Source organism: Bacteroides sp. 3_2_5 (assembly GCF_000159855.2).
GTDB classification, from domain to species: Bacteria; Bacteroidota; Bacteroidia; order Bacteroidales; family Bacteroidaceae; genus Bacteroides; species Bacteroides fragilis.
The window spans coordinates 2,533,900-2,559,125 of sequence record NZ_JH636044.1 but is presented as its reverse complement, the minus strand read 5'-3'; the positions used below and the strand labels follow the sequence as shown (position 1 = coordinate 2,559,125).

Annotated in this window: 27 protein-coding genes and 1 pseudogene; 4 read left to right on the top strand and 24 right to left on the bottom strand. The window is 47.9% G+C overall.

Going from position 1 to position 25,226, the window contains the following annotated elements:
* Window positions 1-325: 325 nt before the first annotated feature.
* Window positions 326-811 carry a DUF6769 family protein gene (locus BSHG_RS07615; protein ID WP_005794279.1) on the bottom strand — a complete coding sequence of 162 codons (486 nt, stop codon included), beginning with the start codon at window positions 809-811 and terminating at the stop codon, window positions 326-328.
* Window positions 812-1,156: 345 nt separating this feature from the next.
* On the opposite strand from BSHG_RS07615, the gene BSHG_RS23540 reads away from it, so the two are divergent.
* Window positions 1,157-1,342, top strand: a complete 186-nt coding sequence (locus BSHG_RS23540) for a hypothetical protein (RefSeq protein ID WP_032529501.1) — start codon at window positions 1,157-1,159, stop codon at window positions 1,340-1,342.
* Between the two features lie 383 nt (window positions 1,343-1,725).
* Here BSHG_RS23540 and BSHG_RS07620 read toward each other — a convergent pair whose 3' ends face one another.
* The 19 genes and pseudogenes from BSHG_RS07620 to BSHG_RS07705 all read right to left on the bottom strand — a co-directional run bounded on the left by BSHG_RS07620 (window position 1,726) and on the right by BSHG_RS07705 (window position 19,847).
* Window positions 1,726-2,742 carry an aldo/keto reductase gene (locus tag BSHG_RS07620; RefSeq protein ID WP_005787335.1) on the bottom strand — a complete coding sequence of 339 codons (1,017 nt, stop codon included), beginning with the start codon at window positions 2,740-2,742 and terminating at the stop codon, window positions 1,726-1,728.
* 39 nt (window positions 2,743-2,781) lie between these two features.
* Window positions 2,782-4,017 carry a DUF418 domain-containing protein gene (locus BSHG_RS07625; protein ID WP_008660022.1) on the bottom strand — a complete coding sequence of 412 codons (1,236 nt, stop codon included), beginning with the start codon at window positions 4,015-4,017 and terminating at the stop codon, window positions 2,782-2,784.
* Window positions 4,018-4,093: 76 nt separating this feature from the next.
* Window positions 4,094-5,164, bottom strand: a pseudogene (locus BSHG_RS0220520) (alpha/beta hydrolase).
* 7 nt (window positions 5,165-5,171) lie between these two features.
* The gene (locus BSHG_RS07630; RefSeq protein WP_032497412.1) at window positions 5,172-5,849 is read right to left on the bottom strand and encodes a dihydrofolate reductase family protein; all 678 of its coding nucleotides are present in this window, start codon (window positions 5,847-5,849) and stop codon (window positions 5,172-5,174) included.
* 94 nt (window positions 5,850-5,943) lie between these two features.
* Window positions 5,944-7,107, bottom strand: a complete 1,164-nt coding sequence (locus BSHG_RS07635; protein WP_008660018.1) for an aldo/keto reductase — start codon at window positions 7,105-7,107, stop codon at window positions 5,944-5,946.
* A 25-nt stretch (window positions 7,108-7,132) separates the two neighbouring features.
* Window positions 7,133-7,885: an SDR family NAD(P)-dependent oxidoreductase gene (locus BSHG_RS07640; RefSeq protein ID WP_008660016.1), complete on the bottom strand. Its 753-nt coding sequence runs from the start codon at window positions 7,883-7,885 to the stop codon at window positions 7,133-7,135.
* 275 nt (window positions 7,886-8,160) lie between these two features.
* Complete coding sequence (locus BSHG_RS07645) at window positions 8,161-8,532, bottom strand: hypothetical protein (RefSeq protein ID WP_005787322.1); 372 nt, start codon at window positions 8,530-8,532, stop codon at window positions 8,161-8,163.
* Between the two features lie 665 nt (window positions 8,533-9,197).
* Window positions 9,198-10,262 carry an MBL fold metallo-hydrolase gene (locus tag BSHG_RS07650; protein WP_008660013.1) on the bottom strand — a complete coding sequence of 355 codons (1,065 nt, stop codon included), beginning with the start codon at window positions 10,260-10,262 and terminating at the stop codon, window positions 9,198-9,200.
* Between the two features lie 4 nt (window positions 10,263-10,266).
* Window positions 10,267-10,644, bottom strand: coding sequence for an acetyltransferase (locus tag BSHG_RS07655; protein WP_008660011.1), 378 nt, complete (start codon window positions 10,642-10,644; stop codon window positions 10,267-10,269).
* A 1-nt stretch (window position 10,645) separates the two neighbouring features.
* Complete coding sequence (locus BSHG_RS23315; protein ID WP_008660008.1) at window positions 10,646-10,912, bottom strand: hypothetical protein; 267 nt, start codon at window positions 10,910-10,912, stop codon at window positions 10,646-10,648.
* An 11-nt stretch (window positions 10,913-10,923) separates the two neighbouring features.
* A complete protein-coding gene (locus BSHG_RS07665) occupies window positions 10,924-11,496 on the bottom strand; it encodes a flavodoxin (RefSeq protein ID WP_008660006.1) in 573 nt (190 codons plus the stop codon).
* A gap of 1 nt (window position 11,497) precedes the next feature.
* The gene (locus tag BSHG_RS07670; RefSeq protein WP_008660004.1) at window positions 11,498-12,331 is read right to left on the bottom strand and encodes a carboxymuconolactone decarboxylase family protein; all 834 of its coding nucleotides are present in this window, start codon (window positions 12,329-12,331) and stop codon (window positions 11,498-11,500) included.
* Between the two features lie 130 nt (window positions 12,332-12,461).
* A complete protein-coding gene (locus BSHG_RS07675) occupies window positions 12,462-13,274 on the bottom strand; it encodes an AraC family transcriptional regulator (protein WP_008660002.1) in 813 nt (270 codons plus the stop codon).
* A gap of 141 nt (window positions 13,275-13,415) precedes the next feature.
* Window positions 13,416-14,243 (bottom strand): SDR family oxidoreductase, encoded by an 828-nt coding sequence (locus BSHG_RS07680; RefSeq protein ID WP_008660000.1) that lies wholly within the window; start codon window positions 14,241-14,243, stop codon window positions 13,416-13,418.
* Between the two features lie 29 nt (window positions 14,244-14,272).
* Window positions 14,273-15,280: an amidohydrolase family protein gene (locus BSHG_RS07685; RefSeq protein WP_008659998.1), complete on the bottom strand. Its 1,008-nt coding sequence runs from the start codon at window positions 15,278-15,280 to the stop codon at window positions 14,273-14,275.
* 16 nt (window positions 15,281-15,296) lie between these two features.
* A complete protein-coding gene (locus tag BSHG_RS07690) occupies window positions 15,297-16,241 on the bottom strand; it encodes an aldo/keto reductase (RefSeq protein ID WP_008659995.1) in 945 nt (314 codons plus the stop codon).
* Window positions 16,242-16,360: 119 nt separating this feature from the next.
* Window positions 16,361-17,524 carry a MalY/PatB family protein gene (locus BSHG_RS07695; protein WP_008659993.1) on the bottom strand — a complete coding sequence of 388 codons (1,164 nt, stop codon included), beginning with the start codon at window positions 17,522-17,524 and terminating at the stop codon, window positions 16,361-16,363.
* Window positions 17,525-17,527: 3 nt separating this feature from the next.
* Window positions 17,528-18,961, bottom strand: coding sequence for an MATE family efflux transporter (locus BSHG_RS07700; protein ID WP_008659991.1), 1,434 nt, complete (start codon window positions 18,959-18,961; stop codon window positions 17,528-17,530).
* Window positions 18,962-18,980: 19 nt separating this feature from the next.
* The gene (locus BSHG_RS07705; protein WP_008659990.1) at window positions 18,981-19,847 is read right to left on the bottom strand and encodes a DUF3737 family protein; all 867 of its coding nucleotides are present in this window, start codon (window positions 19,845-19,847) and stop codon (window positions 18,981-18,983) included.
* Between the two features lie 329 nt (window positions 19,848-20,176).
* On the opposite strand from BSHG_RS07705, the gene BSHG_RS23310 reads away from it, so the two are divergent.
* The gene (locus BSHG_RS23310; RefSeq protein ID WP_165354106.1) at window positions 20,177-20,470 is read left to right on the top strand and encodes a hypothetical protein; all 294 of its coding nucleotides are present in this window, start codon (window positions 20,177-20,179) and stop codon (window positions 20,468-20,470) included.
* Here the strand turns inward: BSHG_RS23310 and BSHG_RS0220510 are convergent.
* The gene (locus tag BSHG_RS0220510) at window positions 20,464-21,096 is read right to left on the bottom strand and encodes an aldo/keto reductase (RefSeq protein WP_225550633.1); all 633 of its coding nucleotides are present in this window, start codon (window positions 21,094-21,096) and stop codon (window positions 20,464-20,466) included. The two genes, BSHG_RS23310 and BSHG_RS0220510, sit on opposite strands and share 7 nt — an antisense overlap.
* Window positions 21,097-21,191: 95 nt before the next feature.
* On the opposite strand from BSHG_RS0220510, the gene BSHG_RS0220505 reads away from it, so the two are divergent.
* A complete protein-coding gene (locus BSHG_RS0220505) occupies window positions 21,192-21,377 on the top strand; it encodes a hypothetical protein (RefSeq protein WP_025814671.1) in 186 nt (61 codons plus the stop codon).
* A gap of 161 nt (window positions 21,378-21,538) precedes the next feature.
* Here the strand turns inward: BSHG_RS0220505 and BSHG_RS07710 are convergent, their stop codons facing one another.
* The 3 genes from BSHG_RS07710 to BSHG_RS07720 form a co-directional block, all read right to left on the bottom strand.
* The gene (locus BSHG_RS07710) at window positions 21,539-22,390 is read right to left on the bottom strand and encodes an aldo/keto reductase (protein WP_008659989.1); all 852 of its coding nucleotides are present in this window, start codon (window positions 22,388-22,390) and stop codon (window positions 21,539-21,541) included.
* A gap of 95 nt (window positions 22,391-22,485) precedes the next feature.
* Window positions 22,486-23,478: a flavin reductase gene (locus tag BSHG_RS07715; RefSeq protein ID WP_005787282.1), complete on the bottom strand. Its 993-nt coding sequence runs from the start codon at window positions 23,476-23,478 to the stop codon at window positions 22,486-22,488.
* Between the two features lie 7 nt (window positions 23,479-23,485).
* A complete protein-coding gene (locus BSHG_RS07720; RefSeq protein WP_008659986.1) occupies window positions 23,486-24,619 on the bottom strand; it encodes an aldo/keto reductase in 1,134 nt (377 codons plus the stop codon).
* A gap of 106 nt (window positions 24,620-24,725) precedes the next feature.
* On the opposite strand from BSHG_RS07720, the gene BSHG_RS23535 reads away from it, so the two are divergent.
* Window positions 24,726-24,821, top strand: coding sequence for an AraC family transcriptional regulator (locus tag BSHG_RS23535; protein ID WP_224223220.1), 96 nt, complete (start codon window positions 24,726-24,728; stop codon window positions 24,819-24,821).
* The last annotated feature ends 405 nt before the right edge of the window (window positions 24,822-25,226 follow it).

Sequence of the window (25,226 nt, the reverse complement as noted above, 5' to 3'; positions counted from 1 at the left end):
ACCGAACTAATAATCGTTGCCCCCAAGAAGCCCTGTTCAGGCAGCAATGGTCTATCTGAAAGGGAAAATATCGTCTATCCAAAATTTCGATTTCACATTGATTGACAACCTCATATTTTGTTCCATAATTGATTAGCCAAGAAAGTTTTAACCGTGTCATAAACAGTCAGAGCACATATCCCTGTCATTACCGATTCTGGTTCGTTTGGGCTTTCTCCCAAAGTGGTGAAATCTAATTATCAAAAGATAAATATTGGAGGTAACTGATTACAGTTACCGGAAAGAATAGCAGATATTACAGTATTATAAACCCTGCAATAAATACTTAAGAGAAAAAATAGGGAGGAGCACGCAATCCGCTGCTCTCACCCAGCACTACGGACGTATAAGAGACAACATACCTATCGTATGTGTTTTCAGGGATTGGTATATCGAAATGAATAGTCAGAATGTCAGCAAACAGATATAGAACCGGCAAGTGGATATTCATCAGGCTTCCATCATGCAGATTACTTTTATCAACGCTGGAAGGAAAAATATAACCAGCTTGTGATACACAGGTGTTTTCATTATGTGCATCTTGCCCCGCCTCATGATCCGTATGCCCATCATTGTAGATATCGTCTTGTTCACATAATTCCATCACCGTACACATCATCTCTTTATGATGGTGATGCGGAATAGCGGAAAGCACTATTAAGAATAGTGTCGCTATGGCAAGTGGATATACGAAAAAGATACGCTTCATCTGTTTGGTTTTTACTTTCGGGACAAAAATAGAGTATATTTCTTGCAACCAAGTTGCAAACATGTTACAATGTTATTTTTCTCAATTTTTTGTTCTAAACCCCATTTGTTATAGAACCTATTATTTTAACTTCACAAACAGATTCATGTTAATATATCAAGTTACTCAAAGGCCATTTGGTGGTAAGTTTTCTTTTACTCATGGAATCTAATTCAGTTTTCAGAAGTGTAAACCCTCGTTTATAGTTGACAAAAAAGCAAGTATCCCAGCTTTCGCCTGAAGAATCCATCCGTGAAGTGAAGAAGCGTATTTTATACTAAACCAACTGAAAATCAATATCTTTAAAAAGTAAGATTTCTGTCTTCAAAAGCTTTGTTTTAACACAGAGTTAAAGCTTGTTCTTTGGATGTGAATAAGAAGTTCTTTAAATGCAAAAGACTTGTTATTTGCGCACAAGAACCTGACAACCTACAAAAGGCGTTAACAATGTTAATTGAAAAAAGGTACAAGGATGAAGATACCGGTTCAGACGGCGTAAACTCACTTCCGAAACTTGAGTTATCTTATTCAGCCTGTGTCTATTTTTTCTTATAAAAGCAAACAAAAAGAACAATTATCAACTTGAAAATAAAGAAATAAAGAATTTACCACCAAATTTAAAGAAGAACCGAAAAATAGACAATCAACACTTTTTTATCCCCGGAAGGTTCGACAGGTTCTTCCGGTTTTTCAACCGGAGATGTACTTGGCAAATCCGTTTAGGGTTCACCTGCGGAACAGCCCGTAACGGGCAACACAAGCCATACAAAGAAAAATAAGAGTTTCGTTTTCATATCTGCTATTTTTAAGTTATTCCTTTGATACAAAGGTAAAAGCAAAGCCCCGCAACGTCTTTGCTGCGAGGCTCAATTTGTTTTGCCAGGAAGTTCACTACCTTTTTTCTTGATTATTCAGTACCGGACTGAATGTGACTTAATTCACTTATCTGTTTCTTCACTCCATTGTTTACCGAAACTCGTCTGTTCCGTTTCCACGCATCCACGATGTCCGTGTACCTTACATTCATCCAATGCTGATTGTAACTGCCGGAACTCATCATCGGAAAGCGTGACGTTCCAAGCCCCCAGGTTCTCCAGAATCCTTTCCTGGTTCTTGGAACCGGGAATAGGTACGACATTGGGATATTTATGGAGCATCCACGCGAGCGATATCTGGGCGTTGGTAGCATTTTTCTCTACGGCGAACCGATACAGCAAATCGAGTATGGGCTGGTTGGCCTCGATATTCTCTTTCGATAATTGGGGAACGAATTTCCGCACGTCATCGAAGCCGAACTGCTCCTGTGCCGTTACCTTACCCGAAAGGAACCCGCTTGCAATCGGCGAGAACGGTACGACTCCGATTCCTTTTTCAAGGCACACCGGGAAAATCTCCGTTTCGCAATCGCGTTCCACCATCGAATAGATGTTCTGGACGGCGGATAATGGAGTAATCTTATGTGCCGCCCGTATCTGATCGGCCGATACTTGCGACAATCCCCAACCACGTATCAGTCCTTCCTGAATAAGCCGTCCCATGACGGTTGCCACATCCTCAAGCCGGACTGCCTCACTGATACGGTGCAGGTAATACAGGTCGATATAATCCGTACGAAGTCTGCTCATGGAATCTTCAAGATGCCGGCGTACCTCCTGGTAGAGATTCGTCTCGTCCGGTTTCGAGAGTTCACCAATATGAAATTTGGTGGCGAGCACCACCTTCTTACGGAACGGTTCAATCGCCTTACCCACCAATTCCTCGTTATGTCCGGCGTAGAATTGTTCTTTGCCATAGGCTTCCGCCGTATCGAAATGCGTGCAGCCGTAGTCGTATGCCCCGCGGATGGCTTCTATGGCATACGCTTCGGGTGGCACTTGCCCGTAACCGTGGCTGAATCCCATACATCCCATTCCTATCGGAGATACTTCCAGCTGTCCTAATTTCCTTTTATCCATACTATTATTTTTTTAGAGTGAGATTATTATTGAATTACTTTATTTCCTTATTTTTAACCACTTCCCATAAGTCAGCATCCGCCAGCCCCATTCTAGAGGCCCAAAGCGGAAATAGGAGAGCCATAAGGCACTGAATGCCATCTGGACAAGAAAGACGTAGAAAGCTATGGATTCTGTTCCTGTCAATCCAATGCCGGCACCCAGTCCGAAGCCGATACCGTAGAAGAGAACCATGCCCCATACCGACTGTCCCACGTAATTAGTCAGTGCCATTCTCCCCGGAGCGGCAAGACAGCGCCACAAGCGCCACTCTCTACCATGCAGGTACAGGAGACAGATAGCGGAAACGTATGCAAAACCTAAAGGATAGACACTTGCCGTATAGATGGCGGTGTGTGCAGTCGTTCCGAAAGGATGCCCGTTTACCGCACTCCAGGCATAGAGAACGGATAGGGGAAGTCCCAGCAGAAAACCGTATGTCACCGTTTTTTTCAGTAGTACCCGATTGGCCTCAAGATCGGCGTATATTTGCTTTCGTCCGATGTAGAAGCCCAATAAGAACAATCCCAATACCTTAAAATAGCGATTGCCGTCGATAAATTCCTGCAAGCGCACCCATGCACCTTGTACCAGGAATTGAAAGACCCCTCCGTAGTTTTCCGCGTCGCGTAGCCAGATTCCGAAGTTATATTCCGTTATACCATATAAATTGCAATAGTGCTGTTGCATTCGCACTGCGGGAGCCGACCGGGACACTCCGAATGTACCGGCCAACCAATCAATCAGAATAGGAAGTAGCAATAAGACAGCGGAAGTCCCCAGCAACACTCTGTCCGAAACATGCCGGAAAAGAGGGAGCAACATGCCCAATAAGGCATACAACAACAAGATGTCCCCACTCCAGATAAACATCAGATGCAGAAAACCAATGGCGGCCAGAACAATCATCCGCCGGTAAAAAATACGGAATCCGTCCGTTCCCTTTTTAACCGCGTTGCTGATTATGATTGAGAATCCGATACCGAACAGCAGCGAGAATATGGTGTAGAACTTACCGTCCACGAAAAGGTATTGAAGAAAGCGAATTACCTTATCTATTTCCGCCGTAGGCATAGCCTCCGTAATTTCCGGTTTTTGAAAAGTGTAAAGCGAGAATTCCGGAAAGTTGGCAAAGCAGATTCCCAGCAATGCAAATCCTCTTAGAGCATCGAGGATGACATGGCGTTCCGAGGCCTTCACGGGTGCCATGTCTTTTATGTCTATTTCCTTATTCATTGATTCTTTCTTTTACCGGATTCTCACAAGCATGAGTGGAGAAAATTCCTACCAATTTTTACTAAAAATTTAAAGCCTATTTCTCCTTTAAGGCATTCTTAAAGAAAGCATCTATCTTGTCGAACGGAATCACGTTGAGATTATCGTACAAATCGACATGGTTGGCTCCGGGTATAATCAACAGTTCCTTGTTACTACCCGTCAGCCGTTTGTAGGCATCCTCGCTGAAATAGCGGGAATGAGCTTTTTCTCCATGAATCATCAACACGGCACTGCGGATTTCGCTGATATAGGTGAGCAACGGTATATTGATGAATGACAATACGCTGGTTTTCGTGATTCCCTCGTTGGAGTTCGGTGAACGGCGATGGTAGCCTCGTTCCGTCTTGTAGTAGTCGTGATACTCCTTGACGAATTGCGGAGTATCGTCCGTTACGGGGTCAAGTACGCCACCGTCGCGTACATAGCTGTCATCACGATAATCCTCAGTACGCTGTGCGTTGAGTTATTCGCGCAATTTGTAACGGTCATCGGAGCTCATGGCGTCGAAATACCCGTTGGCATTTACCCGGCTCATATCATACATAGTGGATGTTACCGTCGCTTTGATACGAGGGTCATTGGCCGCAGCATTAAGTGCAAACCCGCCCCAACCGCAGATGCCTAAGATTCCGATACGTTCCGGATCGACGTCCGCACGGGATGTCAGATAATCGACTGCCGCGCTGAAATCCTCCGTACTGATTTCGGGTGACGTAAGATAGCGAGGTGTACCACCACTTTCGCCGTAATAGGAGGGATCGAAAGCAATGGTCAGAAAGCCTCGTTCGGCAAGTGTCTGGGCATAACGGCCTGACACTTGTTCTTTCACCGCACCGTAAGGGCCACTGACGGCAATGGCTGCCAGACGTCCTTGCGTATTTTTCGGCTTGTAAAGGTCTGCGGCAAGCGTGATGCCGTAACGGTTGTGAAACGTGATTTTCGTATGTTCCACCTTATCGCTCTGCGGAAAGGTCTTATCCCATTCCTGCGTCAATTTCAATGCTTCCATATCGGTTGAATTTATATATTTTGCTGTTGTCGTTTCTTGTGCCATGACATTCTCAAAGATCAGGAACGTCAATATGGCGATTGCTTGTAACTTCATAGCCGTATTATTTTATTTTATAGCGGAGCCAGACAATATCTGCTTCCCATTGTTCCACACTCTCTAATTTCAGCTTGTACGGGTTACATTCCATACGGGAAATTCCATCGAAAACCACCGTCTGTCTCTTGCGACCGTCGATACCCGGGGCTACCATAATACTCACTTCGTCAATCAGTCCGGCCTCCAGGAAACCGCCACAGATATGCCCTCCCCCGACAATCGCCAAGCGTTCGACACCGAAATGTTCGTGAAGCAACTCCATCGCTTCCGGCAAGTCAATGCGTTCCGTACCGGCCGCAATCCATGAAATACCCAATGTGCGCAGCGTTTCCAGATATTCCTCGGACACCTGTTCACTGACAATACAAAGTAGAGGATGCCCGTCAGCTTCACCCTCCTGCCAACGCAGTTTCCCATAGGTATCGACAATGATCGTATATTCGTCCGATTTACTGGCGACATATACGGATTTATGACCTATCGGAGTTCCCTCCATGGGGGTACTTTCCTCTTTGACGGCGGAACATTCGAGTGCGGTAGTTATTCGTCCTGACAGTTTCGAGCAAGGCCCCAGTTTTTCCAAGGCTATGTAATATTCATCCGTACTCAGTTGCCCGACCATCGGGCAGTCGATGCGGCCATCGACCGAAGTCATCATGTGACTGATTATATATGGTCTCATATTCTTGGTTTTTATTTATAATGCAAAAGTAAGGCAGCTTCTCCACTCTGCCGGTAGACAAATTACGGATTATACTACCTTATTTACTGATTCTTTATCGGCCTACCTGACGTTGCTGTTCCGCATTGTACCGGTCTCCCACAACGGGAATAGCAGCCACGGCATCCTCTAACTCTTTCCACTCCCCGGAGCTGATGTTGAAGTCGAGTGTACGCAGGTTTTCCTCCAGATGAGACAGTTTTGTTGTTCCCGGAATCGGTACGATCCACGGTGCTTTCTGAAGCAACCAGCCAAGAGCCACCTGTGCCGAGGTCATGCCCCGTGTGCGACCGAAAGCTTGCAGCGCATTTACAATGCGGGTATTCGCACGCATCGCTTCCGGCTGGAAACGCGGCAGGGTCTGACGGTTGTCGTTGTTCACATCGAATACCGTGTATTCGTTGATGCAGCCTCCCAGAAAGCCACGGTTAATCGGACTGTACGGTACAAAGCCGATACCCAGCTCCCGGCATACATCGAGAACGCCGTTCTCTTCCACCAGGCGGTGCATCAGATGGTACTCGCTTTGGATAGCCGTCAGCGGACAAATGGCGTGGGCCTTACGGATTGTTTCGGCACTGACCTCGCACATGCCCCAGCGTTGCACTTTACCTTCCTTGATTAAGTCGGCAATGGTAGCCGCTACCTCCTCGGCCGGAGTATTCGGGTCTGCACGGTGCTGGTAGAACATCGGCAGTGAATCGAGTCTCAATCGGCGAAGTGACTCCTCGCAATAGCGACGGATGGTGGCCGGACGGCTGTCCTGACGGCCGGTTCCTTTACCGTCGATGACTTCATGCCCAAATTTAGTCGTTACGTTAATCCGTCCCTTGAATTCGGACAGCGCTTCTTCTGCCAGGTTCTCATTGGTCAACGGTCCATAAATGATAGCTGTGTCGAAAAGCGTTACACCGCGATCCACCGCTTCATGCAACAATCGGATACACTCTTTCTTGTCCGGGTGCTGGCTGCGGTTGTAGGTCATGCCCATCACGCCGAAGCCGAGTGCCGACACCTCGAATGCCGCCTTGCCCGTACCCAATACACGATGTCCCTTGATACGGGCTGCATCGGTATCCACATCGGATGTTTCCGCTTGTTTCGCTTCTGAAGCGAATACCTTGCCCAATCCAGAAGGCATGGCCATTGCGGCTCCTGCCAATGCAGCCGTCTTGAGAAATCCACGACGGCTGATATCCATTTTATTGTTTTCTTCCATGATTTTATGTTTTATGCATTATAACTTAATGAATAGAAAATGCCCCGTCCACTAAAAGGGCGTGTCCGTCTACGAAACTTGCCTGCGGTGAGCAAAGCCACAATACGGCGTTGGCTATTTCTTCCGGTTTACCGAGACGTCCGGCAGGAATATCGCGGACCAGTTCCTTTTCCAGATCGGGGTTACGCCGTATCAGTTCTTCGGCCATAGGTGTTCGGATCACACCCGGACAGATGGCATTGATACGAATCCCTTTTGCCGAGTAGTCGATGGCAGCCGTGCGGGTCAGACCGATCACCGCATGTTTGCAGGCGATATAGGCCGCTTGTCCGGGGAACCCCGTAACGCCGCCATGCGACGAAGTATTGACAATAGCGCCACCGCCTTGTTTCAGCATCTGGATAATCTCATAACGCATACAGTTCCAGACACCTTTCAGATCGACAGCCATCGTACGGTCGAACTCCTCGTCGGTAATCTCGGCCATCGGTCGTTGCGGGGTCTGTATCCCGGCATTGTTCAATGCAGCGTCCAACCTGCCGTAAGTCGCAACGATCCAATCGATCATCTCCTTTACAGCCCGCGTGTCGGACACGTCGCAGCGATATGCCACGGCTTTATACCCTTCTGAAACCAACTTCTCGACTTGTTCTTTCGGTTCATTGATGTCCACCAATACTACGGTTGCACCCGCTTTTGCAAATGCTTCTGCCGAGGCCAGCCCGATACCTGCCGCTGCACCCGTTACCATTGCTACCTTTTCATTCATTGTTTCCATGATTCTTTTGTTTTAATGTTCTGATGCAAAGTTACGAAGAGAGTCCCGCAACAATTTTGCTGCAAAGCTCATTCTGCTTTGTTATAAAGTTCAATTTGTTAAAATAATACCATTGGATATTTTACAATATAAATTTCCTTCCAGATCCATATATTATTCCCTCTGTTTGAATACGATTCTGTTTTTGCACCACAGTAGAAGTCTTTCATATTCCCACGCAAACAATATGTTTAGAAATGTATACCCCAAAATAGATAGACAAGGGAAGTCTTGGTTTATTCCGAGCATGCATGATCCGGTAACAGAAGCAGCCAAAGTTTGTCGGCATGCCTCTTCATAAACTTCCGAAATTTTAAGGAGACCTCTTTTTTCTCATATTTCATGACCAGACCATATCCACTTTGAAAAACGAATACCGGTACTCCATAATGCCCATAGTGGGAAATCAAATCCAGGAATAAACCGGAATCAAATTCAAGGAAACTATCTATAAGCTCCTTATTTCTTTCAGGATAATATACATGCTGATTTTCAAGTACGACATTTGAAAACCGGTGAATATAATTATGCAAAATAATAATCAATATGGATATACTTCTTAGCACGAGGGTATCATCCAAGGTCATTTGGTATTTCTCATTAATCATAAATTCCCTTTTTTCATGTTTGAGATAAATAAGCATCACGCCACGTCAGGGCTGTAACATAATAATGGCAGTATTGTAACCAGGGATATACCGGATAGTAAAGAGTCGATGGCTGGTAAAAAGACCGCAATCGAAAATCTGACTTTCCGGTCATGACCGCACGCTACAATCAGTGTAAAGAGATGAAATGGCAGCCAGGTCTTCCGTTTTCAGGTGAGATGAAAACACTGGAGTAAAAGTAAATTGCCTGAAACGGATAACGAGACTGCCATATAAATTCGGTGGCTACTATGGCTATTTAAACCTGGGAACGATATAAATTCGTCCGGTATAATCTCATCGATACTGTCGGTCAGAATAGCCCTCCTCACCGGAATTCTTGATACTCGCTATATGTCCAATTTAGACCTGCAAAATTGGAATATTCAAATGCAAGAACTGCATTTTCCAATTGGAGGTTGCGAAATCCGGACCAACGGCTATTCTCCTCCATAGTCCGTGTTGCTGATTGTTCCCATATTTTTTGAATCCATAACGATTTGCTTTAATGTTCTGGTGCAAAATTACGAATTGAGCCCCGCAACAACTTTGCTGCGAGGCTCAACGTTCTTTGTCAAGAAGTTCATTTTGTTAAAAAAGGAACAGGATGTATCTTATGGACTATTTCAATAGGTTATGGGACTACCGATGATACCATGTATTACATGCAGGCTGCTGTCCTTTGTTGCTGCTTGTTCGATGCGGTGGATCGGTTCGTCCCATGCGTGACGGGACAGTGAAAATTTGCTGTTGTGCACCGGAAGGACTTTAGCCGCATCCAGTTCGTGAACCTCTACCGGAAGCTGTTCGGGCATCGTATGTATATACCGCCAGTCTTCATTGTATTGCCCGTTTTCGAGGATGGCAAGGTCGATATGCGGAAACCGTTTGCCGATTTCCGAGAAATGAGCACCGTAGCCGCTATCACCGCCAATATAGACCGTAGAGTGCCCTTCGAGCATGAATGAAGCCCACAACGAGGGATTCTGCCGAAGGAACCGGCCTGAAAAATGGCGGGCAGGCAAACACGTAATCCGAAAGCCGGGTTCGGAGGTATATACTTCATTCCAGTCCATTTCGACAATCTTCTCTGCGGAATATCCCCAGTATTCGAGATGTTCCCCCACACCGAGCGGACAGATGACTTTGTTCACTTTGTCGCGTATCGCTTTCACAGTCCCATAATCGAGGTGGTCGTAATGGTCGTGCGTGATGATAAGGTAATCCACCTCCGGGATGTCTTCCGGCGAGTAAATGTCTGTCCCTTTGAAAGGCTTCATCATAAGAGAGGCCGGGAAACCTGTCGTCAGCACCGGATCGACCAATATTTTCTTACCGCCGTTAATCAGCAGGTAAGACGAGTGCCCGAACCATACGACGGCATCTTTCGACAAGTCCAACTGTTTCAGGTCGGTCTTGACCGCACGGATGCTTTCAGACGGAACAAGATTGTCCGGTTTCTTTTCCGTCAGGTTATCCCACATGATCCGCCACCGGCTTTTATCGGTGGTCATAAACGGAGTAGGTTCCTGATTTACGAATTGCCCCTCCTTGTAGTTCGGAGAACGTTCGATCCGTACCAGTCGTTCTCCACGAGGAGTACGACCGAAAGCCGGATGGTTCAGAACGATAATAACGGTAAGAACCAATACTATAAAAATGGATACACATATAATCATTTTCTGTTTCATCCAATCATGATTTTATCTTGCGAATAAATTTGGCGGGATTGCCTGCGACAAGGGTATCCGGCTCCACATCGTGCGTGACAACACTGCCGGCTCCGACCACAGCATTCTCACCGATGGTAATGCCTCCCGCCGACATCATCAGACAGCCCGGCATGACAATCACATTGCGTCCGAACTTCACGTTAGCGGTACGGACACCCGAAAACGGTGTTTCGATACGGCAATTCTCTCCGAGATGCGGAAAAACCTTGTGCAATAATTCACGATATTCCTCCGTATCCGGCATCGTATGATTCAACCGGAAGATATTTTGCCGTAACTCTTTTGTTACTACCAGTTCTTCTTCCGTCTGGTACAGGCAGTCTATTCTGAATTCTTCCATATCATTTATAATAAATAATAAACAGACAGACTCCTTGTCCGAAAATCCGTCCGCGATTATATTCCTCGTATATTCTACAATGATGCTTCAAGTATTTCGTAAATGTCCTTTTCCGTAAGCGGAGCAAACCGTAAATATCCACACTGAACTTCACAAAACGTTCCAGCGTGTGGTCGTTGAGGATATGTCGCATCCATCTCGGTGTGATGATGGCGAGCCCTTTCCCGAAAATCAAACGGGTCGGAGTATAATATGCGAAATTTTCCATATCTGTCGTTTTTAGAGTTTTTCAATAATCTGCTTCGACCATCCGGCGACGTTTACCGTACCACTGTTGAACAGTCGGCCTTCTTCCCATTCGATTTTGGGATAGAGTTTCTTGAGTTGTTTCACGCTACCCGTGATTGAACTGCCACCCGAAGTGGCAAAAGGAATAACGGTTTTACCCGCGAAATCATATTTCTCAAGAAAGGTATTGACCGGACGCGGACACAAGTCCCACCATAGCGGATAACCGAGGAACACCACATCGTAATCTTTCAGATCAATCGTTTCTCCACCCAATGCAGGACGTGATTTTTCGTCTGTCATCTCCACCGAACTGCGGCTCGCTTTGTCGTTCCAGTCAAGATCCGACGAAGTGTAGGCCGTAGCCGGAGTAATCCGGTAAAGTTTACCGCCAGTCTCTTTTGCGATAGCGGTTGCCACTTTCTCTGTCGTCCCCGTGCAGGAGAAATAGGCTACAAGGATTTTCTTGTCGGACGGCCTGTCGGTATCCGCTGTCTGTTTTTGTGCTTTCGACGGGCAACTGAAAGTAAGCAGGCTCATAAATATCAATACTAACTGTTTCATGTCATTTTAATTTAGAATATTCTTCATCACCGACAGGTTCCAGCCATTCGGTACTGTTGTTCTCACCGGGCACTTCGATGGCTAAATGCGAAAACCAGCTGTCGGGAGCCGCCCCGTGCCAATGTTTCACGCCTGCCGGAATATTGATAGCATCCCCGGGACGCAGTTCCACCGGCTCTTTACCCCATTCCTGATAGTAGCCGCGACCGCCCACGCATACGAATGTCTGACCGCCGCCTTTCGTTGCCTTGTGCACGTGCCAGTTGTTGCGGCAGCCCGGCTCGAAGGTCACATTTACCACGGGGACTCCGTCCGTTACCACGGGAGCCGTGTAACTTTGACCGATGAAATACTTGGCATAGGCATCGTTGGGTTTCCCCACGGGGAAAATGATGGTTTGCGCGTACGCTTCGAGTGAACCTGCCGCCACGCTGTCGGCATTACCGTCGGTCCAAACTTCTTTTGCCATACGGAAAGCCGCCCACGCTTTCGACCAGCCCGCGTAGAATGCGGCATGGGTGAGTATTTCGGCTATCTCGGTTCGGGTCACTCCGTTCTTCTTCGCCGATTCGAGATGGTATTTGAACGAGGAATCGGTCAGTCCCTGCGACATCAGGGCCACTACGGTTACGATGGAACGATCGCGGAGCGAAAGCAGATCGTTCCGGCTCCACACTTCCCCGAAAAGAATATCATCGTTCAAACGTGCAAATTCGGGGGCAAATTCGCCGAGCGCGTCGCGTCCGGCAGTCTGTTGAATTTTTACTTGTGATTTTGCCATGATCGGAAAAATTAAAGTCAATAATAAAGCTAATGATGCTACTTTTGTTTTCATACGATATGATTTTTAGTTCGACATTTCCAAGACAACCGACAGGTCTTTCCTGTTTCCGATACAAAAGTACGGGCATTATTCCACAACAACTTTGCTGCAAGGCTCAAACTGTTTTGTCCTGAAGTTCATCTTACCATGAAGGAGCGACACCATAAGCCTCCTTGTATATCTTGGAGAAATGCGACAGGTTCTTGAAACCCACATCGAAGCAGGCTTCCGTCACTTTCTTCTTGCCTGATTTTATCAGGCCGTGCGCGACTTCCAGACGGCGTTTGATAATCCACTTTTGCGGTGTCAGATTACTGACTTTGGCAAAGTCCCGCTTGAAGGTAGCCAGGCTGCGTCCCGTGTAACTTGCGATTTCCTCCAAAGAGAGATCACACATATAGTTCTCGTTCAGATAGTCGAGAATGTCGATTTTCCACGGCTCCACGAAGTCGAACAGCGAAGCATAAAGATTCCGGTCAGTATTAAGCAGTACATATATCCCTTCTACCATTTTCAGCTTCAGTACGTCTTCGGACGGTTTTTCGCCTGCCTCGAAATAGGGAATGACGGATTCGAACAGCGAACGGATATCAAGCCTGTTACTGGGCAACACACGCAGGCTTACCTTCTCACGTTCGGAGTCGGTCGGAATCTGTTGCCGGTTAAGCGTCTGGTAAAATTCTCTTAGAAACGGTCTTGAGAACTTCAGTACGACAGAACGGTAAGGCTTTCCGTCCTCAACCTTTTTCTGTAACCACATCCGGTTATCGCGCCGCATGAAAGCGCAATCCCCCGGATGCAACACGGTTTTCTTGCCACGCTCTTCTATCTCCAATTCACCGGAGCACAGATAAATAAGCGTATGCTCCCTGTTTTCATGGGCGCATCCCCGGTCATCGGTGAAATAACTCGCTATAAGCACGTTCGAGCAATCGAATACATCTAATCGTTCCATATTGTCAGTTTTTAATTTTTACAAATATAACGCATTCCAACCATAAAGTCTTTGTTGTAAGGCTCAAATTTGCAAAACGGATAAAATATTTTTGTACGCTTGACATTGTATGACAGCGGTTACCTTACTGTTTACAATACATTAAGGTTTCAACGGGCCGTAAAAATAAGATGCCGTGGCACCGCCGTCAATCAGAAAGTCCGCTCCCGTGATAAATGCCCCTCTGTCGCTCATAAGTAGTTCGGCAACATTGGCAACCTCGTCCGCGGTTCCGGGGCGTCCTGCCGGGCATTTGGCGAACATGTTTTTGTAAAAATCACCTCGCGGCCCGTTGAATTCGTCGATAGCCAAGGGAGTTACGATGATACCCGGTGAAATGGAGTTGATTCTTGCCCCGCGCTCACCCCATTTCACAGCTTCGGCCATTACACGTTTCACGTTACAACGCTTGGCCATCTGGTAAGCGTGTAACGTATCCTTGATACTATCCGGTTGCAGCATGTCGAGCGAGAGTAATTCTTCGGTAGGAGTCGTGGCCAGTAGCATATCCTCCTCGATGGTCAGCGCGGGCATCCGATGTCCCGACTGGCTGGAAATCGTCACCCCGACACCGTCCTCTTTAATAACCTTCCCCACTTCTTCGAGCAAGACAGCCGTTCCGTACAGATCGACTTTCAAAATCGTTTCGATGGAAGCCTGACTCGGTGATACGCCCGCCGCATTGACGAGCATTGAAATTTCACCATGTTCCCGTGCAACCGCAATCAAGTTCAAAATGGACTCCCTTGAAGAGAGATTCATTTCGACGGGTACTGCATCAAATCCCGCCTCATTCAATATACGGCAAACAGCCTCGGCACTCTCCGGGTTCAGGTCTCCGACAATGATCTTTTTCCCATATCCCATACGGCGGGCTATCGCCATTCCTATCTGACCGGCACCGGTCAATATCATTACCTCTTTCTTCATATTACTCTTTTTTATCTGTTTACTCATTTTTATTTGCCAAACAGTTTAAGGGCGTTGTCATGCAGGATTTTTTCCGCAAAAGGTGTGAGCTCGGCATCATCGGTTATCCACGTTCGCAATTGTTTCAAATTTCCTGTCAGAACTGTTGCCGGCTGGTATGGATAATCCGAGCCATAAAGCAACCGGTCGGGGGTGGTTATGGTCAGCAGAACCTTAACAACTTCAGGTGTTGCACCTCCTGCAAGGTCATAATAGAACGCCTTCAGATTGGCATTCCAGTCAATCGGTTCCATAAGCCCTTTCGCCGCCATGACCAGATATACCACCTTCATGCGCGGAAGGGCCAGCGGCAGAAATGAACCGCAATGCGGTACGACGAACTTCAGATTCGGATACCGGGCCGGAACATTTCTCGCAATCAGATTGACGACGGTACGGGTCGTCTCGGCCGGATATTCGTAAACGGCTAGCGGTGCTGTTGCAATGATTCCATCGTTTACGGGCGAAGGTTTGTGCGGATGCAGCATCACGACGGCATGGTGCTCGTTCAGAACTTGCATCAGCGTATCGAGTGCCGCATCGCCCACATACTGTCCCCGGCTGTTGGTAGCCAGCTTGATGCCGTCCGCGCCGAGCGTGTCGAGTACATAGACCGCTTCCTTGATAGCCGCGTCCACATCGGGCAGGGGCAATGAAGCACAGAAGAGGAATTTGCCGGGATAATCCGCTTTCAGCCGGGAGCACGTCTCGTTGTATTGCCTGACCGCACGACGACTCTCTTCCACATCGCCGAACCACGGTTGGGGAGCAGGCATCGAAAGGACGGATGTTTCGATACCCGCTTCTTTCATGAATTTCAGATGAGAAGCCACATCCCAATCCGGAAGCGGGAAAGTCTCTTCCAAAGTTGCCCCATGCCTGTCCAACAGTTCCTTGAATGTGGGAAGTATATTATGACAATGCACGTCTATCGCCTGTTGCCCCATAGCGGCATGTACGGACAGCATACTCAATAAACCGATCAAATAACACTTCATACCCATTCCTCCTTTCTTAAACCATCGGCATTTCCCACGAACCTCTCGTATCGACACCGGTACTTTCGGCAGCTTCTTCCAATGCCTTCATTTCGTCGGCAGTCAAGAAAACTTTTGTCGCTTGCAAGGCATCCTGCACTTGCGAGGGTTTCGTCACGCCGATAATCGGTGTCGTGCCTTTCGCTATCGCCCACGCCAGAGCGACTTGTGCCGGTGTGATACCATATTTATTGCCGACTGTGCGCATCACGGCAACAAGTTTCTCAATTTGCGGCAACAACGGATTGTAGGTTTCCCCACGCTGGCTACCGGCGGGTAACGGCTGCGCGGTATCGTATTTCCCGCTCAACGCTCCTTGCTCCAATACCATGTAAGCCCAGAAGTCGATACCGTTCTCCTTGCAATAGTCCAGAATACCGGCTTTCTCCGAAGAACGATACAGCAGGCTGTAATGGTTCTGTACAGCAAAGATATGTACCCCTTCTTTCGAGAGAATCTCCTCCGCACGCTTGATTTGCGCAAGGTTGTGATTAGATACACCAATCCGTTTTACCTTGCCGCTTTTTACCAACGGGATAAGATAAGGCGTCCATTTCTCCACGTCGGCCGGATTGTGTATCCAGTAAATGTCGATGTAATCGGTGGCGAAACGATCGAGGCTTCCTGCCAGCATATCCGCTACCGGGTTCTCCGAATCGCCAGCAATCTGCGGTGTGAACTTGGTCGAGATAAACACATCCTCCCGCTTGCAGTTCTTCGTAAATGTCGAAAGCACCGTTTCCGAAACTCCCATGCCATATACCACGGCGGAATCCCACAGGTTCAGCCCGTTGGCCATCGCCTCGTCGAATACGGGTTTCAGTTCTTCCACTCCGAGATTGTTCCCGAATACCCGGTCGCCTCCGGCGAATCCCGTACCCCACGACCATGTTCCTAATGCTATTGATGGTAATTTTTCCATATCCAATTTCTTTTTTCGTTATTCAATTTCTAATTCACATTGCAAAATTACACGGTTCAAAATGATCCGCTTGTAGACGATTTACGGATATTTATACCCAAATACTCGATTCCAATCTTTTAACTGTATTCCAATACACGCGCCATCCTTTCCAGTCCGTCGGCAAGCAACGCACGGGGGCAGGCGATATTCAGGCGGATGAACCCTTCGCCACCGGGGCCGTACATCGTGCCGGAATTGACCATCAGTTTCTGCTGCTCTTGCAGGCGCAGGGTCGTGGCGTCCGAACCGATACCGAGTGCCCGGCAGTCTATCCAGACCAAATAAGTTCCTTCGAGTGGCAATACGGGATATTGCAGCAGCCTTTCGGCGAAAAAATGGCATAGATATTCATAATTCCCTCGCAGGTATTTTCGCAAAGCATCGAGCCACTCGCCACCCTCGTTGTAAGCGGCTATCGTAGCGATCACGCCGAACGGGTTGACGTCGCACACCTCATTGATATTGATGGCACGGTCGATACGACGACGTACATCATCATCGGCCGCAATGATGTTGGCGATTTGCAGTCCGGCAAGGTTGAACGCCTTGCTCGGTGAAACGCAAGTGATGGAGTTTTGCTGGAAGCGTTCGGAGAGGGAGGCAAAAGGCGTATAGTCGTGTCCCTCGTAGGTCAGTTCGCAATGAATTTCATCTGCCACAACAAACACTCCGTTGCGCAAACAGATGTCACCGATATGCCGCAGTTCTTCCGGTGTCCAGACCCGCCCGACCGGATTGTGAGGATTACACAACAACAGCAGTTTCGCCTTCGGGTCGGCCGCTTTCGCTTCAAAGTCGTCGAAGTCGATTGAGTAGCGACCGTTCCGGTAAACGAGGTTATTGGCCGACAGTTCGCACCCGTCATTGCGAATTGACGAATAGAAACAGTTGTATGCCGGAGTCTGGACGATTACTTTGTCGCCCGGTACGGTCAGGGCTTTGATAATGGCCGACAGAGCCGGCACGACACCGCTTGTATAGATAATCCACCGGGGATCTATCCGCCAACGATGGCGGTCTTCAAACCACCAGACGACCGCATCGTAATAGGTTTCGGGCACTTTTGTATAGCCGAAAATGCCGTGCTCCACCCGCTTTTGCAGGGCATCGATAATGGCGGGTGCGGTACGGAAATCCATATCCGCCACCCACATGGGCAGTACATTTTCCTCTTCGGGAGTGTCCCATTTGTAGGAGTTCGTCCCGCGACGCGGGACAATCGTATCGAAATCGTATCTCATAACTTATCTATTTATTCGTAATTTATAAATCCAGTTACTGCCCCAAAGTCTCGCGAGGAAGATTACCCCCCGGAAACAAAGCTCAATGCACATGGCAAACCACACGCCGCGTAGTCCCATCGTGGGGGCGAGCCATGCCGCCAGTGTCAGTCGCACGCCCCAAATGCAGCCGAAGTTCATCAGACTGGGTACGAATGTATTACCCATACCCACGAATATACCGTAGGCTACGATAGACGCCGCGAACATCGGCTCCGCAAAGGCTTCTATCCGCAGAATCTCGATTCCCAACGTGCGGATTTCCTCCACGGGAGTCATCACTCCGATGATTTGTGGAGCTGCCATATACATCAATGCTCCCATGACACCCATAATCAACATTCCCGACCAGACGGTAATATTGGCGAAACGACGGAGCAACCGGATACGGTTCGCTCCGAGGCTCTGACCGACCAACGTCGTGGCAGCCTCCGAGATACCGTAGCCGGGCATATAGCAGAGACTTTCGGCAGTGATGGCGAACGAGTTGGCGGCAATGGCGATGATACCGAGTGGAGCGACGATCACCGTCGTTGCAATCTGCGCCCCGCAAATGGCCATGTGCTCGAATCCCATCGGCAGGGAGATGCGGAAAGCTTTACGCAGCGTCTCTTTTTGAGGTAGGAAACTTCCCCATTCTCCGGATAGTCTCAACATGGGCGAGCGATGGCAAAGATACCACATCATTCCTCCGGCAGTGATGAGTTCGGCCAGCACCGTTCCCAATATCGCGCCTTCCACGCCTAAGCCTGCACCTGGAGCGGTAAATTCCACCCCTAACCATTCCACCTGCCTCGAAGGGAAAATCAGGAAGAAGTTGAACACGATATCCAGAAGACACATCAGCACGTTCAGCATACTGGGCACATGCATATTTCCACTGCATCGCAACATGCCACCCGCAAGGAAATTCAACTGCAAGGCAGGAAGGAAAAGTGCGAATATCCAAAAGTAGAGGGATGAATCGCTCCGTATTGCTTCATCACCGCCCAACCAGCCGGGAAGCATACCACTGATGGAAATGCCGACAGCCGCCAACAATGAGCTGAAAACCAATGTGGCAGCAATCGACTGGCGGAGTATCTTTCGTGCTCCCACGAAATCCCCGGCTCCGATTTTATGCGCTACTTGAACGGAGAAGCCCGTTGCGGCGGCTGCGCACAGCTCCCAAAACAGCCATGTCGTGGTAGAGACCAATCCGATGGAAGCAGCGGCATTCGCGCCCAGGCTGCCCACCATCGAGGCATCGATATACTGCATGGCGATGGAAGATATCTGTGCCATAATGGCAGGGACACTGAGGTATGCAGTCAGGCGCAACTGTTGCCCCAGTGTCATCTGCTTCCCTTCGCGGATAAGCGATAGCAGGTAATCTGTCTTTCCCTTTCCTGTTCCCATCAGGTTATGTACAAGGGCATTAGTCTGTGAAACAAGTTTTCTCGTCCCAGAGTTTCAGCTTGCAATCGGCGGGAGCCTTGATATTCTCGTCGAGGATAATCTCCCCGTAGCTCTCGGCGGTGATACAGCCCGTTCGCGGATTCTTCACCCCACCTATTGCGCCTTTGATGGTCGCCTGCACCGAACTGTACTCGAAAGCCCGGTCGCAGTCGGGGCCGAACGTACAATTTTCCAATACGAGGTCGTGGGCGTAGCAGAGCGGCTGCTCGCCGGTAATGTGACAGTTTACCAACCGAAGGTTGTGCGAATGCCAGCCCAAGTATTCACCGTTGAGTTCTGAATCGTAGATTGTCACATTCTCCACTTCCCAAAAGGCATCTTTCGTGGTGATTTTGGCATTGCGCAGTTCCACATTCTTCACGTACTGGAATACGTATTTACTGTCACCCTCCAATCCGTCTATGCGGATATTGCTGCTGAACATGAACGGATAAGTGCCGCCATGCAGTTTCAGATTTTTGATGTCCAAATTCTTGCAACGCCAGAACACTTCGTCGGCATCTTTTATCTCTACGTTCTCAATTTCGATGTCGTGCATCTCGCGGAACATCTTGGGGGCGTCGATGCGTGTGTTCGTCATTTTCAGATTATCGGAGTACCACAGAGCCGAACGCCCGCCGACATCGAAGAAACAACGGTCGATAACGAAACCGTGCACGTGCCAGAAGGGATAATTTCCCTCGAACCGGCAATCAACGGCTTCGATGTTGCTGCATTCCTTGATGGCTGATTCTCCGGCACGGATAATTACATTCTCCAAACGTAAGTCATGTGATTCGAACAAAGGTCTTTCACCTCCGAATTCTGCATTTGATATTACTTTCATACTTTCCTTATTTTTAATTATTATTCATATTCAACTTGTAACAACGCAAAAGTACGAAGCTCCCTCCATAACAACTTTGCTTCAAGGCTCAAACTACTTTGTTCTGAAGTTCACCTTGTAATGGTGAGGTAATATTTTATCTCTCTGATGCAAAAATAGATGGTATCTGCCACATGCTTTGTAGACGAATTCCCGGTATTCATACCCAAATTACGGATTATGCTTATGCCTATTCTACACAAATTGCCTAAAGCCTAATCTAACTCTGTTTTAACGTGTAGTAGTGGATTATATTATTCCGATACCGGCTCTTTGGTCCAAACGATTGAATGAAGTTACCAATTGACCGAAGAAGAAACAAAATCTGGATTTTGGGGATTCCCGATAAGGGGCTGTCCTTTGTCAAGGGCCCGCAGTATCTCCATTTCGTTATCGAACATTTCGAGATTTTCCTTCATACGTTCGATGTGTGTCGTTTTTGGGATAACAACCATACCCGACTGGATCTGAAAGCGCTATACCACTTGGCGTACCGTCTTGTGATAGCGGTCGACGATATACTGCAATACTTCGTCATCGTAGATTTCATTGATCTTACTCTGTCCCAACGGGGCCATCACTGAACTTGAATACCTTTGGCAAAAGTGTTGCCCACGACCTCCTGATGTTTCATGTAGGGATGAATCTTGATCGGGTTGACGACAGGCTTGATACGAGCGTATGCCAGCAATTCGTCCACATGATGCGGATTGAAGTTGCTCACCCCGATGGCACGGATCTTCCCCACATCGACATACTTTTCCATGATTCTCCATCTCTCCTTGACCTTTCTGGCTACCGACCAATGAATCAGCATCAGGTCAACATACGTTCCCCCGAATGCTTCAATAGTCCGGTCGAGCGACTCGCGTACCTTTCCGCTACGTACGGCATCGGGAGAGACTTTCGAAATAATGAACACTTCACTCCGGCCGATACCGCTTTCCTTGATTCCGTACCACACTTCGGCCTCGTTGTCGTAGCCTTGCGCCGCATCGACCAAACGGTATCCCAGTCCGATGGCGTGTTTCACACACTCTGCGGCAGTCTCCTTGAGAGTAGACGTGCCAACACCCAACTGCGGCATCTCTATCCCGTTGTTCAGCACGACACGGAGAATGGCAGGCAGTGTATCGGCCGTTTGAGCCGTTTGTCCGTTGTTGGAAGTTCTGCCCCACAACCTGTCAGTATGGTTCCTGTCAGGAAACACTTTTGTAGGACATGCCGACCAGCATCCCTTGGTCAGCGTGATAGATTACGATACCGTCACGCCCATCTTGCATACGCACAGCCAATTTTCAGTCTATGCACTTTATAAAGGGATGGGCGTTACTCTTCTCTCCGGACTTGTTGCATGGAACTCCGTTGGGTAATCACATCAAAGACTTCTCTTTCTTTTCTTATCAGTCCAATGAAGCCGGAGAGCACATCCGTTGTCATATCATCGATATGGCCAAAAGTAAACTTATCAACGGAGAACAAATCATGTAGACCGCTTATGACTTGGGGTTCGAATACCCGCAACATTTAAGTTGTATATTCAAAAAACAGACCGGACAGACTCTCTCGGAATACAGTAGAGATATAGAGGAACGAAAGTTCCGATAACCTTATCGATTACCGGAACTTCAGAAAAATCGAGAAAATGTCTGTCATGCAGGACACTCAATACCATAGAGTCGCTGTACTTCTTCCGGAGCGTGTAGGTCGAGAATCATATTGTATCCCATATTCATGGAAGCAATTGCGGCCATATCCTCCGGTGTCAGCATGAAATCCCCGATGTTGAAATTCTCTTGCATCCGCTGCCGATGTACCGATTTGGGAATGGCGACAACTCCGCGCTGTAAGTGCCAGCGCAGTACGACCTGTGCTGCCGATTTATCATATTTGCGAGCGATACCGGTCAGAATATCGTCCGTGAACAATCCGTTCCGTCCTTCGGCCAAAGGCCCCCATGCCTCTGCTTGTATGCCGAGTTCCTGCATGGTCCGTGTCGCATCGGTTTGCGGAGTATAAGGATGCACCTCTATCTGATTGACCGCCGGAATAACATTAGCATTATGGCATAAATCCAGCAATCTGTCCGGCTCGAAATTGCATACCCCGATAGCCCGCACACGTCCTTTCGCATAAAGTTTTTCCATAGCCCGCCATGCTCCGTAATAGTCGCCGAAAGGCATGTGGATCAGATAGAGGTCGAGGTAATCCAATCCCAAACGGGCGAGCGAAGTGTCTAATGCCCGCAATGTCCGTTCATAACCCATTTCTGAAATCCATGCTTTGGTCGTGATGAACAGTTCCTCACGCGGAATACCACTTTTCCGAATAGCCATACCGACCGCCCGTTCATTTCCATAGACCGAAGCGGTGTCGATGAGCCGATAGCCGACGGCAAGCGCATCGGTAACAACTCTTTCGCACTCGGTGGCATCGGGTATCTGAAAGACACCAAAGCCTTGTATCTGCATCTTTACTCCGTTATTCAATTCTTTGAAATCCATACCATAATATCGTTATAATTAGTTTTTCAAGATATTCAATCATGATTGTAGATACACTCCGAATCCATTCCAATAACCTGAATAAAAAACATTATCTATTGCATGAAGTTATTGAGTTTGTTGGCCGGATTGAGCGGTGTTTGGTCGGACAATACCAACGATTTGACCATATGCAACGTTCCCTGCTTGTACTTCTGAAAGTGTTCCGAAGCGATATGCTGCTCGTATGCTTCACGGCTCGCATAGGTTTCGAGAATCGTTACTTTACAGGGATTCTCCTTTTCGCCGACAGCATACATCGTCAGTACGCCCGGTTCGGTACGCAGGGAGATTTCACCTACCTCGGTTGCATAGTTCATATACTCGTCAAGATACTGCGGATAAACCTCTATTTTCGACAGCCGTACGATACCATCGGTCGTCATCGGCTCTTTAACGCACATACCCGGCTTATCCGGATTCAGACATTTGCCGATGATCTCTCCTGTCGCAAGGTAGGAGTAGGTCGGGAACTCGAATAATACGGGTTTTAGTTTCGTATAGTCGAGTTTGCCATCGCTGTCAAGCACATCGGAAGCAGCGTATGTATTGACTATCGCGCAAATGAAATTGTCGAAACCGTCGGTTTCATAAATGTCCACCACTTCACACTCCATCGTGAGTGGTGATGCGTCTATAACGGGCGTATCGTTCTCTCCGATATGGTAAGCAAACACCTCCGACTTATCGACCGTCGCACCACTTACACTTCCTACATAGTCAGCTTTCGGTAACATCTCACGACTCACAAGATTGACGGAAAGTCGTTTTGATTTTTTAATACCTTGATTGGTATAATGACTTTTACTCATGCTGACCAGTATCCGGTCATGGCCGATGACTCCCGTGTGTCCTACCACAAGCCAGTTTACTTTCCCTTCGACCTCCGCCCCGACAACCGTCATTGGTTTGGGATAGAGTGCCAACAGATTTCCGAGATTTTTCTTGTTTGTCTCCATTATATCGGGTTGTGTAGTGTTCTCTTTCACGGCAGTGCTGCACGACAACATGACAAGCAGTGACAGAACACCTAAGATTATTTTTACCATGATTGATTTATTTATCTATTTGACTTTCGGTGAACGGATCGGCACGATGCCCCATCAAATCGATTTTGGCATACTCCTTATCAAACTCCTCCATCTCCCAAGCTGAGAGACGGACCGTTCCCGCACCGAGCAGGTCATCCAAGTGTGCCGGATTGGTCGTTCCGGGTATCGGAGCAATCCACGATTTGCGAGATAACATCCATAGCAAAGCGAATTGCGCGAGTGTCACTCCCTTGCGCTCGGCCCATTTGCGAACCAAGGCGATAAGCGGCATATTGTGCTTCAAAGCTTCGGGCGTGAATTGCGGCAAGTTCCAACGCCGGTCTCCCTCGTAGAAACGGCTGTTTTCATTGATTATCCCGGTGAGAAACGCACGCCCCAGCGGACAATAAGGCACGAAGCCGATACCGAGTTTTTCCAATGTCGGGAAGATTTTGGTTTCAGGCTCCCGCCACCAAATGGCATACTCGCTCTGCACGGCGGAAAGCGGGCAGACGGCATGCGCCCGACGGATGGAACGGGCACTCGCTTCCGACAGCCCCCAATGCAGCACTTTACCCTCCTGCATCAAATCCTTTACCGTTCCGGCCACATCCTCCATCGGAACGGCAGGATCGACACGGTGCTGATACAACAGGTCGATATGGTCGGTGCGCAGGCGTTTCAGCGAACCTTCCACAGCCTGGCGGATGTGATCGGGACGGCTGTTGATAGCGGTCGGTTGTTTCTCCTCGACACCGAAGCCGAATTTCGTCCCGATTTTCACTTTGTCGCGAAACGGTGCGAGTGCCTCGCCGACCCACTCTTCGCTGGTGTAAGAGCCATAGACCTCCGCCGTATCGAAGAAAGTGACACCTTTGTCGTATGCCCGGCGAATCAGAGCGATCATATCCTTTTTGTCGTACTTCCCACCGTAATATCCCACCATTGGCAGACAACCCAGACCAATAGCTGATACGTCCAGCTCTCCGAGCTTGCGATACTCCATCGTATCGTCCGCATTTGGCGTATTTTTATCAGATAAATTTCCTGATAAAGAAGAGATAGGGGATTCGGTAAACACACGGGAAACACCCGTTGTAGCTCCGGCCGCGAGTAGTGCAAAACTTGATGCCGTCCTTAAGAAATTTCTGCGATCCATAATCTTCTATTTTTTCATTGTTCATTTTCTGATTGCAAATTTACCGCGATTGAATAAGTCGGCTTGTATACGATTTACGGATATTTATACCCGAATCCTCGAAATAGTGCATGAGCTCAGATTTCCTTCAATACAATATTTCAGTTTTCTTTTTAAGAAGATAATGGGGTTTGCTCCTAATGAATATCGGTTAATAAATTAACAAAAAGGGAGGGACAGTACATGATGACATATCCCCTAGGTATGGGTAGCAGTCCGGACGCTCTTTAGCAGGGATTCAAGAAAATACCGTTCTTTCCTTGTATCCTGTCATACAAAACAACAAACAACCGATATTCTTATTGTTCGGATACAGAATTTTCATCAGATGCTATCAGAAATACAGACTTTCCCAGCTACGCAATCTGAACACGATATTTATTACCATTTCAATGGAACGAGCAGCCTTACGGACAACTAATATATAACATTCATCGAATCAAATAGTTATAACACATGAATGTTACGTATGGATTGGTCGCACGGGTTACTAATAGTTGGTCGCACATTATGCACACTATTTTTAAAAGTGTAGCAAAGGTAAGAACATAAAAAAAGCACTAATATA

Bases quoted from the DNA above. Each gene is read 5' to 3' on its own strand.
- BSHG_RS07615 (WP_005794279.1), bottom strand. From the start codon at position 811: ATGTTTGCAACTTGGTTGCAAGAAATATACTCTATTTTTGTCCCGAAA.
- BSHG_RS07620 (WP_005787335.1), bottom strand. From the start codon at position 2,742: ATGGATAAAAGGAAATTAGGACAGCTGGAAGTATCTCCGATAGGAATG.
- BSHG_RS07625 (WP_008660022.1), bottom strand. From the start codon at position 4,017: ATGAATAAGGAAATAGACATAAAAGACATGGCACCCGTGAAGGCCTCG.
- BSHG_RS07630 (WP_032497412.1), bottom strand. From the start codon at position 5,849: ATGAGACCATATATAATCAGTCACATGATGACTTCGGTCGATGGCCGC.
- BSHG_RS07635 (WP_008660018.1), bottom strand. From the start codon at position 7,107: ATGGAAGAAAACAATAAAATGGATATCAGCCGTCGTGGATTTCTCAAG.
- BSHG_RS07640 (WP_008660016.1), bottom strand. From the start codon at position 7,885: ATGGAAACAATGAATGAAAAGGTAGCAATGGTAACGGGTGCAGCGGCA.
- BSHG_RS07645 (WP_005787322.1), bottom strand. From the start codon at position 8,532: ATGATTAATGAGAAATACCAAATGACCTTGGATGATACCCTCGTGCTA.
- BSHG_RS07650 (WP_008660013.1), bottom strand. From the start codon at position 10,262: ATGAAACAGAAAATGATTATATGTGTATCCATTTTTATAGTATTGGTT.
- BSHG_RS07655 (WP_008660011.1), bottom strand. From the start codon at position 10,644: ATGGAAGAATTCAGAATAGACTGCCTGTACCAGACGGAAGAAGAACTG.
- BSHG_RS23315 (WP_008660008.1), bottom strand. From the start codon at position 10,912: ATGGAAAATTTCGCATATTATACTCCGACCCGTTTGATTTTCGGGAAA.
- BSHG_RS07665 (WP_008660006.1), bottom strand. From the start codon at position 11,496: ATGAAACAGTTAGTATTGATATTTATGAGCCTGCTTACTTTCAGTTGC.
- BSHG_RS07670 (WP_008660004.1), bottom strand. From the start codon at position 12,331: ATGAAAACAAAAGTAGCATCATTAGCTTTATTATTGACTTTAATTTTT.
- BSHG_RS07675 (WP_008660002.1), bottom strand. From the start codon at position 13,274: ATGGAACGATTAGATGTATTCGATTGCTCGAACGTGCTTATAGCGAGT.
- BSHG_RS07680 (WP_008660000.1), bottom strand. From the start codon at position 14,243: ATGAAGAAAGAGGTAATGATATTGACCGGTGCCGGTCAGATAGGAATG.
- BSHG_RS07685 (WP_008659998.1), bottom strand. From the start codon at position 15,280: ATGAAGTGTTATTTGATCGGTTTATTGAGTATGCTGTCCGTACATGCC.
- BSHG_RS07690 (WP_008659995.1), bottom strand. From the start codon at position 16,241: ATGGAAAAATTACCATCAATAGCATTAGGAACATGGTCGTGGGGTACG.
- BSHG_RS07695 (WP_008659993.1), bottom strand. From the start codon at position 17,524: ATGAGATACGATTTCGATACGATTGTCCCGCGTCGCGGGACGAACTCC.
- BSHG_RS07700 (WP_008659991.1), bottom strand. From the start codon at position 18,961: ATGGGAACAGGAAAGGGAAAGACAGATTACCTGCTATCGCTTATCCGC.
- BSHG_RS07705 (WP_008659990.1), bottom strand. From the start codon at position 19,847: ATGAAAGTAATATCAAATGCAGAATTCGGAGGTGAAAGACCTTTGTTC.
- BSHG_RS23310 (WP_165354106.1), top strand. From the start codon at position 20,177: ATGAAGTTACCAATTGACCGAAGAAGAAACAAAATCTGGATTTTGGGG.
- BSHG_RS0220505 (WP_025814671.1), top strand. From the start codon at position 21,192: ATGCACTTTATAAAGGGATGGGCGTTACTCTTCTCTCCGGACTTGTTG.
- BSHG_RS07710 (WP_008659989.1), bottom strand. From the start codon at position 22,390: ATGGATTTCAAAGAATTGAATAACGGAGTAAAGATGCAGATACAAGGC.
- BSHG_RS07715 (WP_005787282.1), bottom strand. From the start codon at position 23,478: ATGGTAAAAATAATCTTAGGTGTTCTGTCACTGCTTGTCATGTTGTCG.
- BSHG_RS07720 (WP_008659986.1), bottom strand. From the start codon at position 24,619: ATGGATCGCAGAAATTTCTTAAGGACGGCATCAAGTTTTGCACTACTC.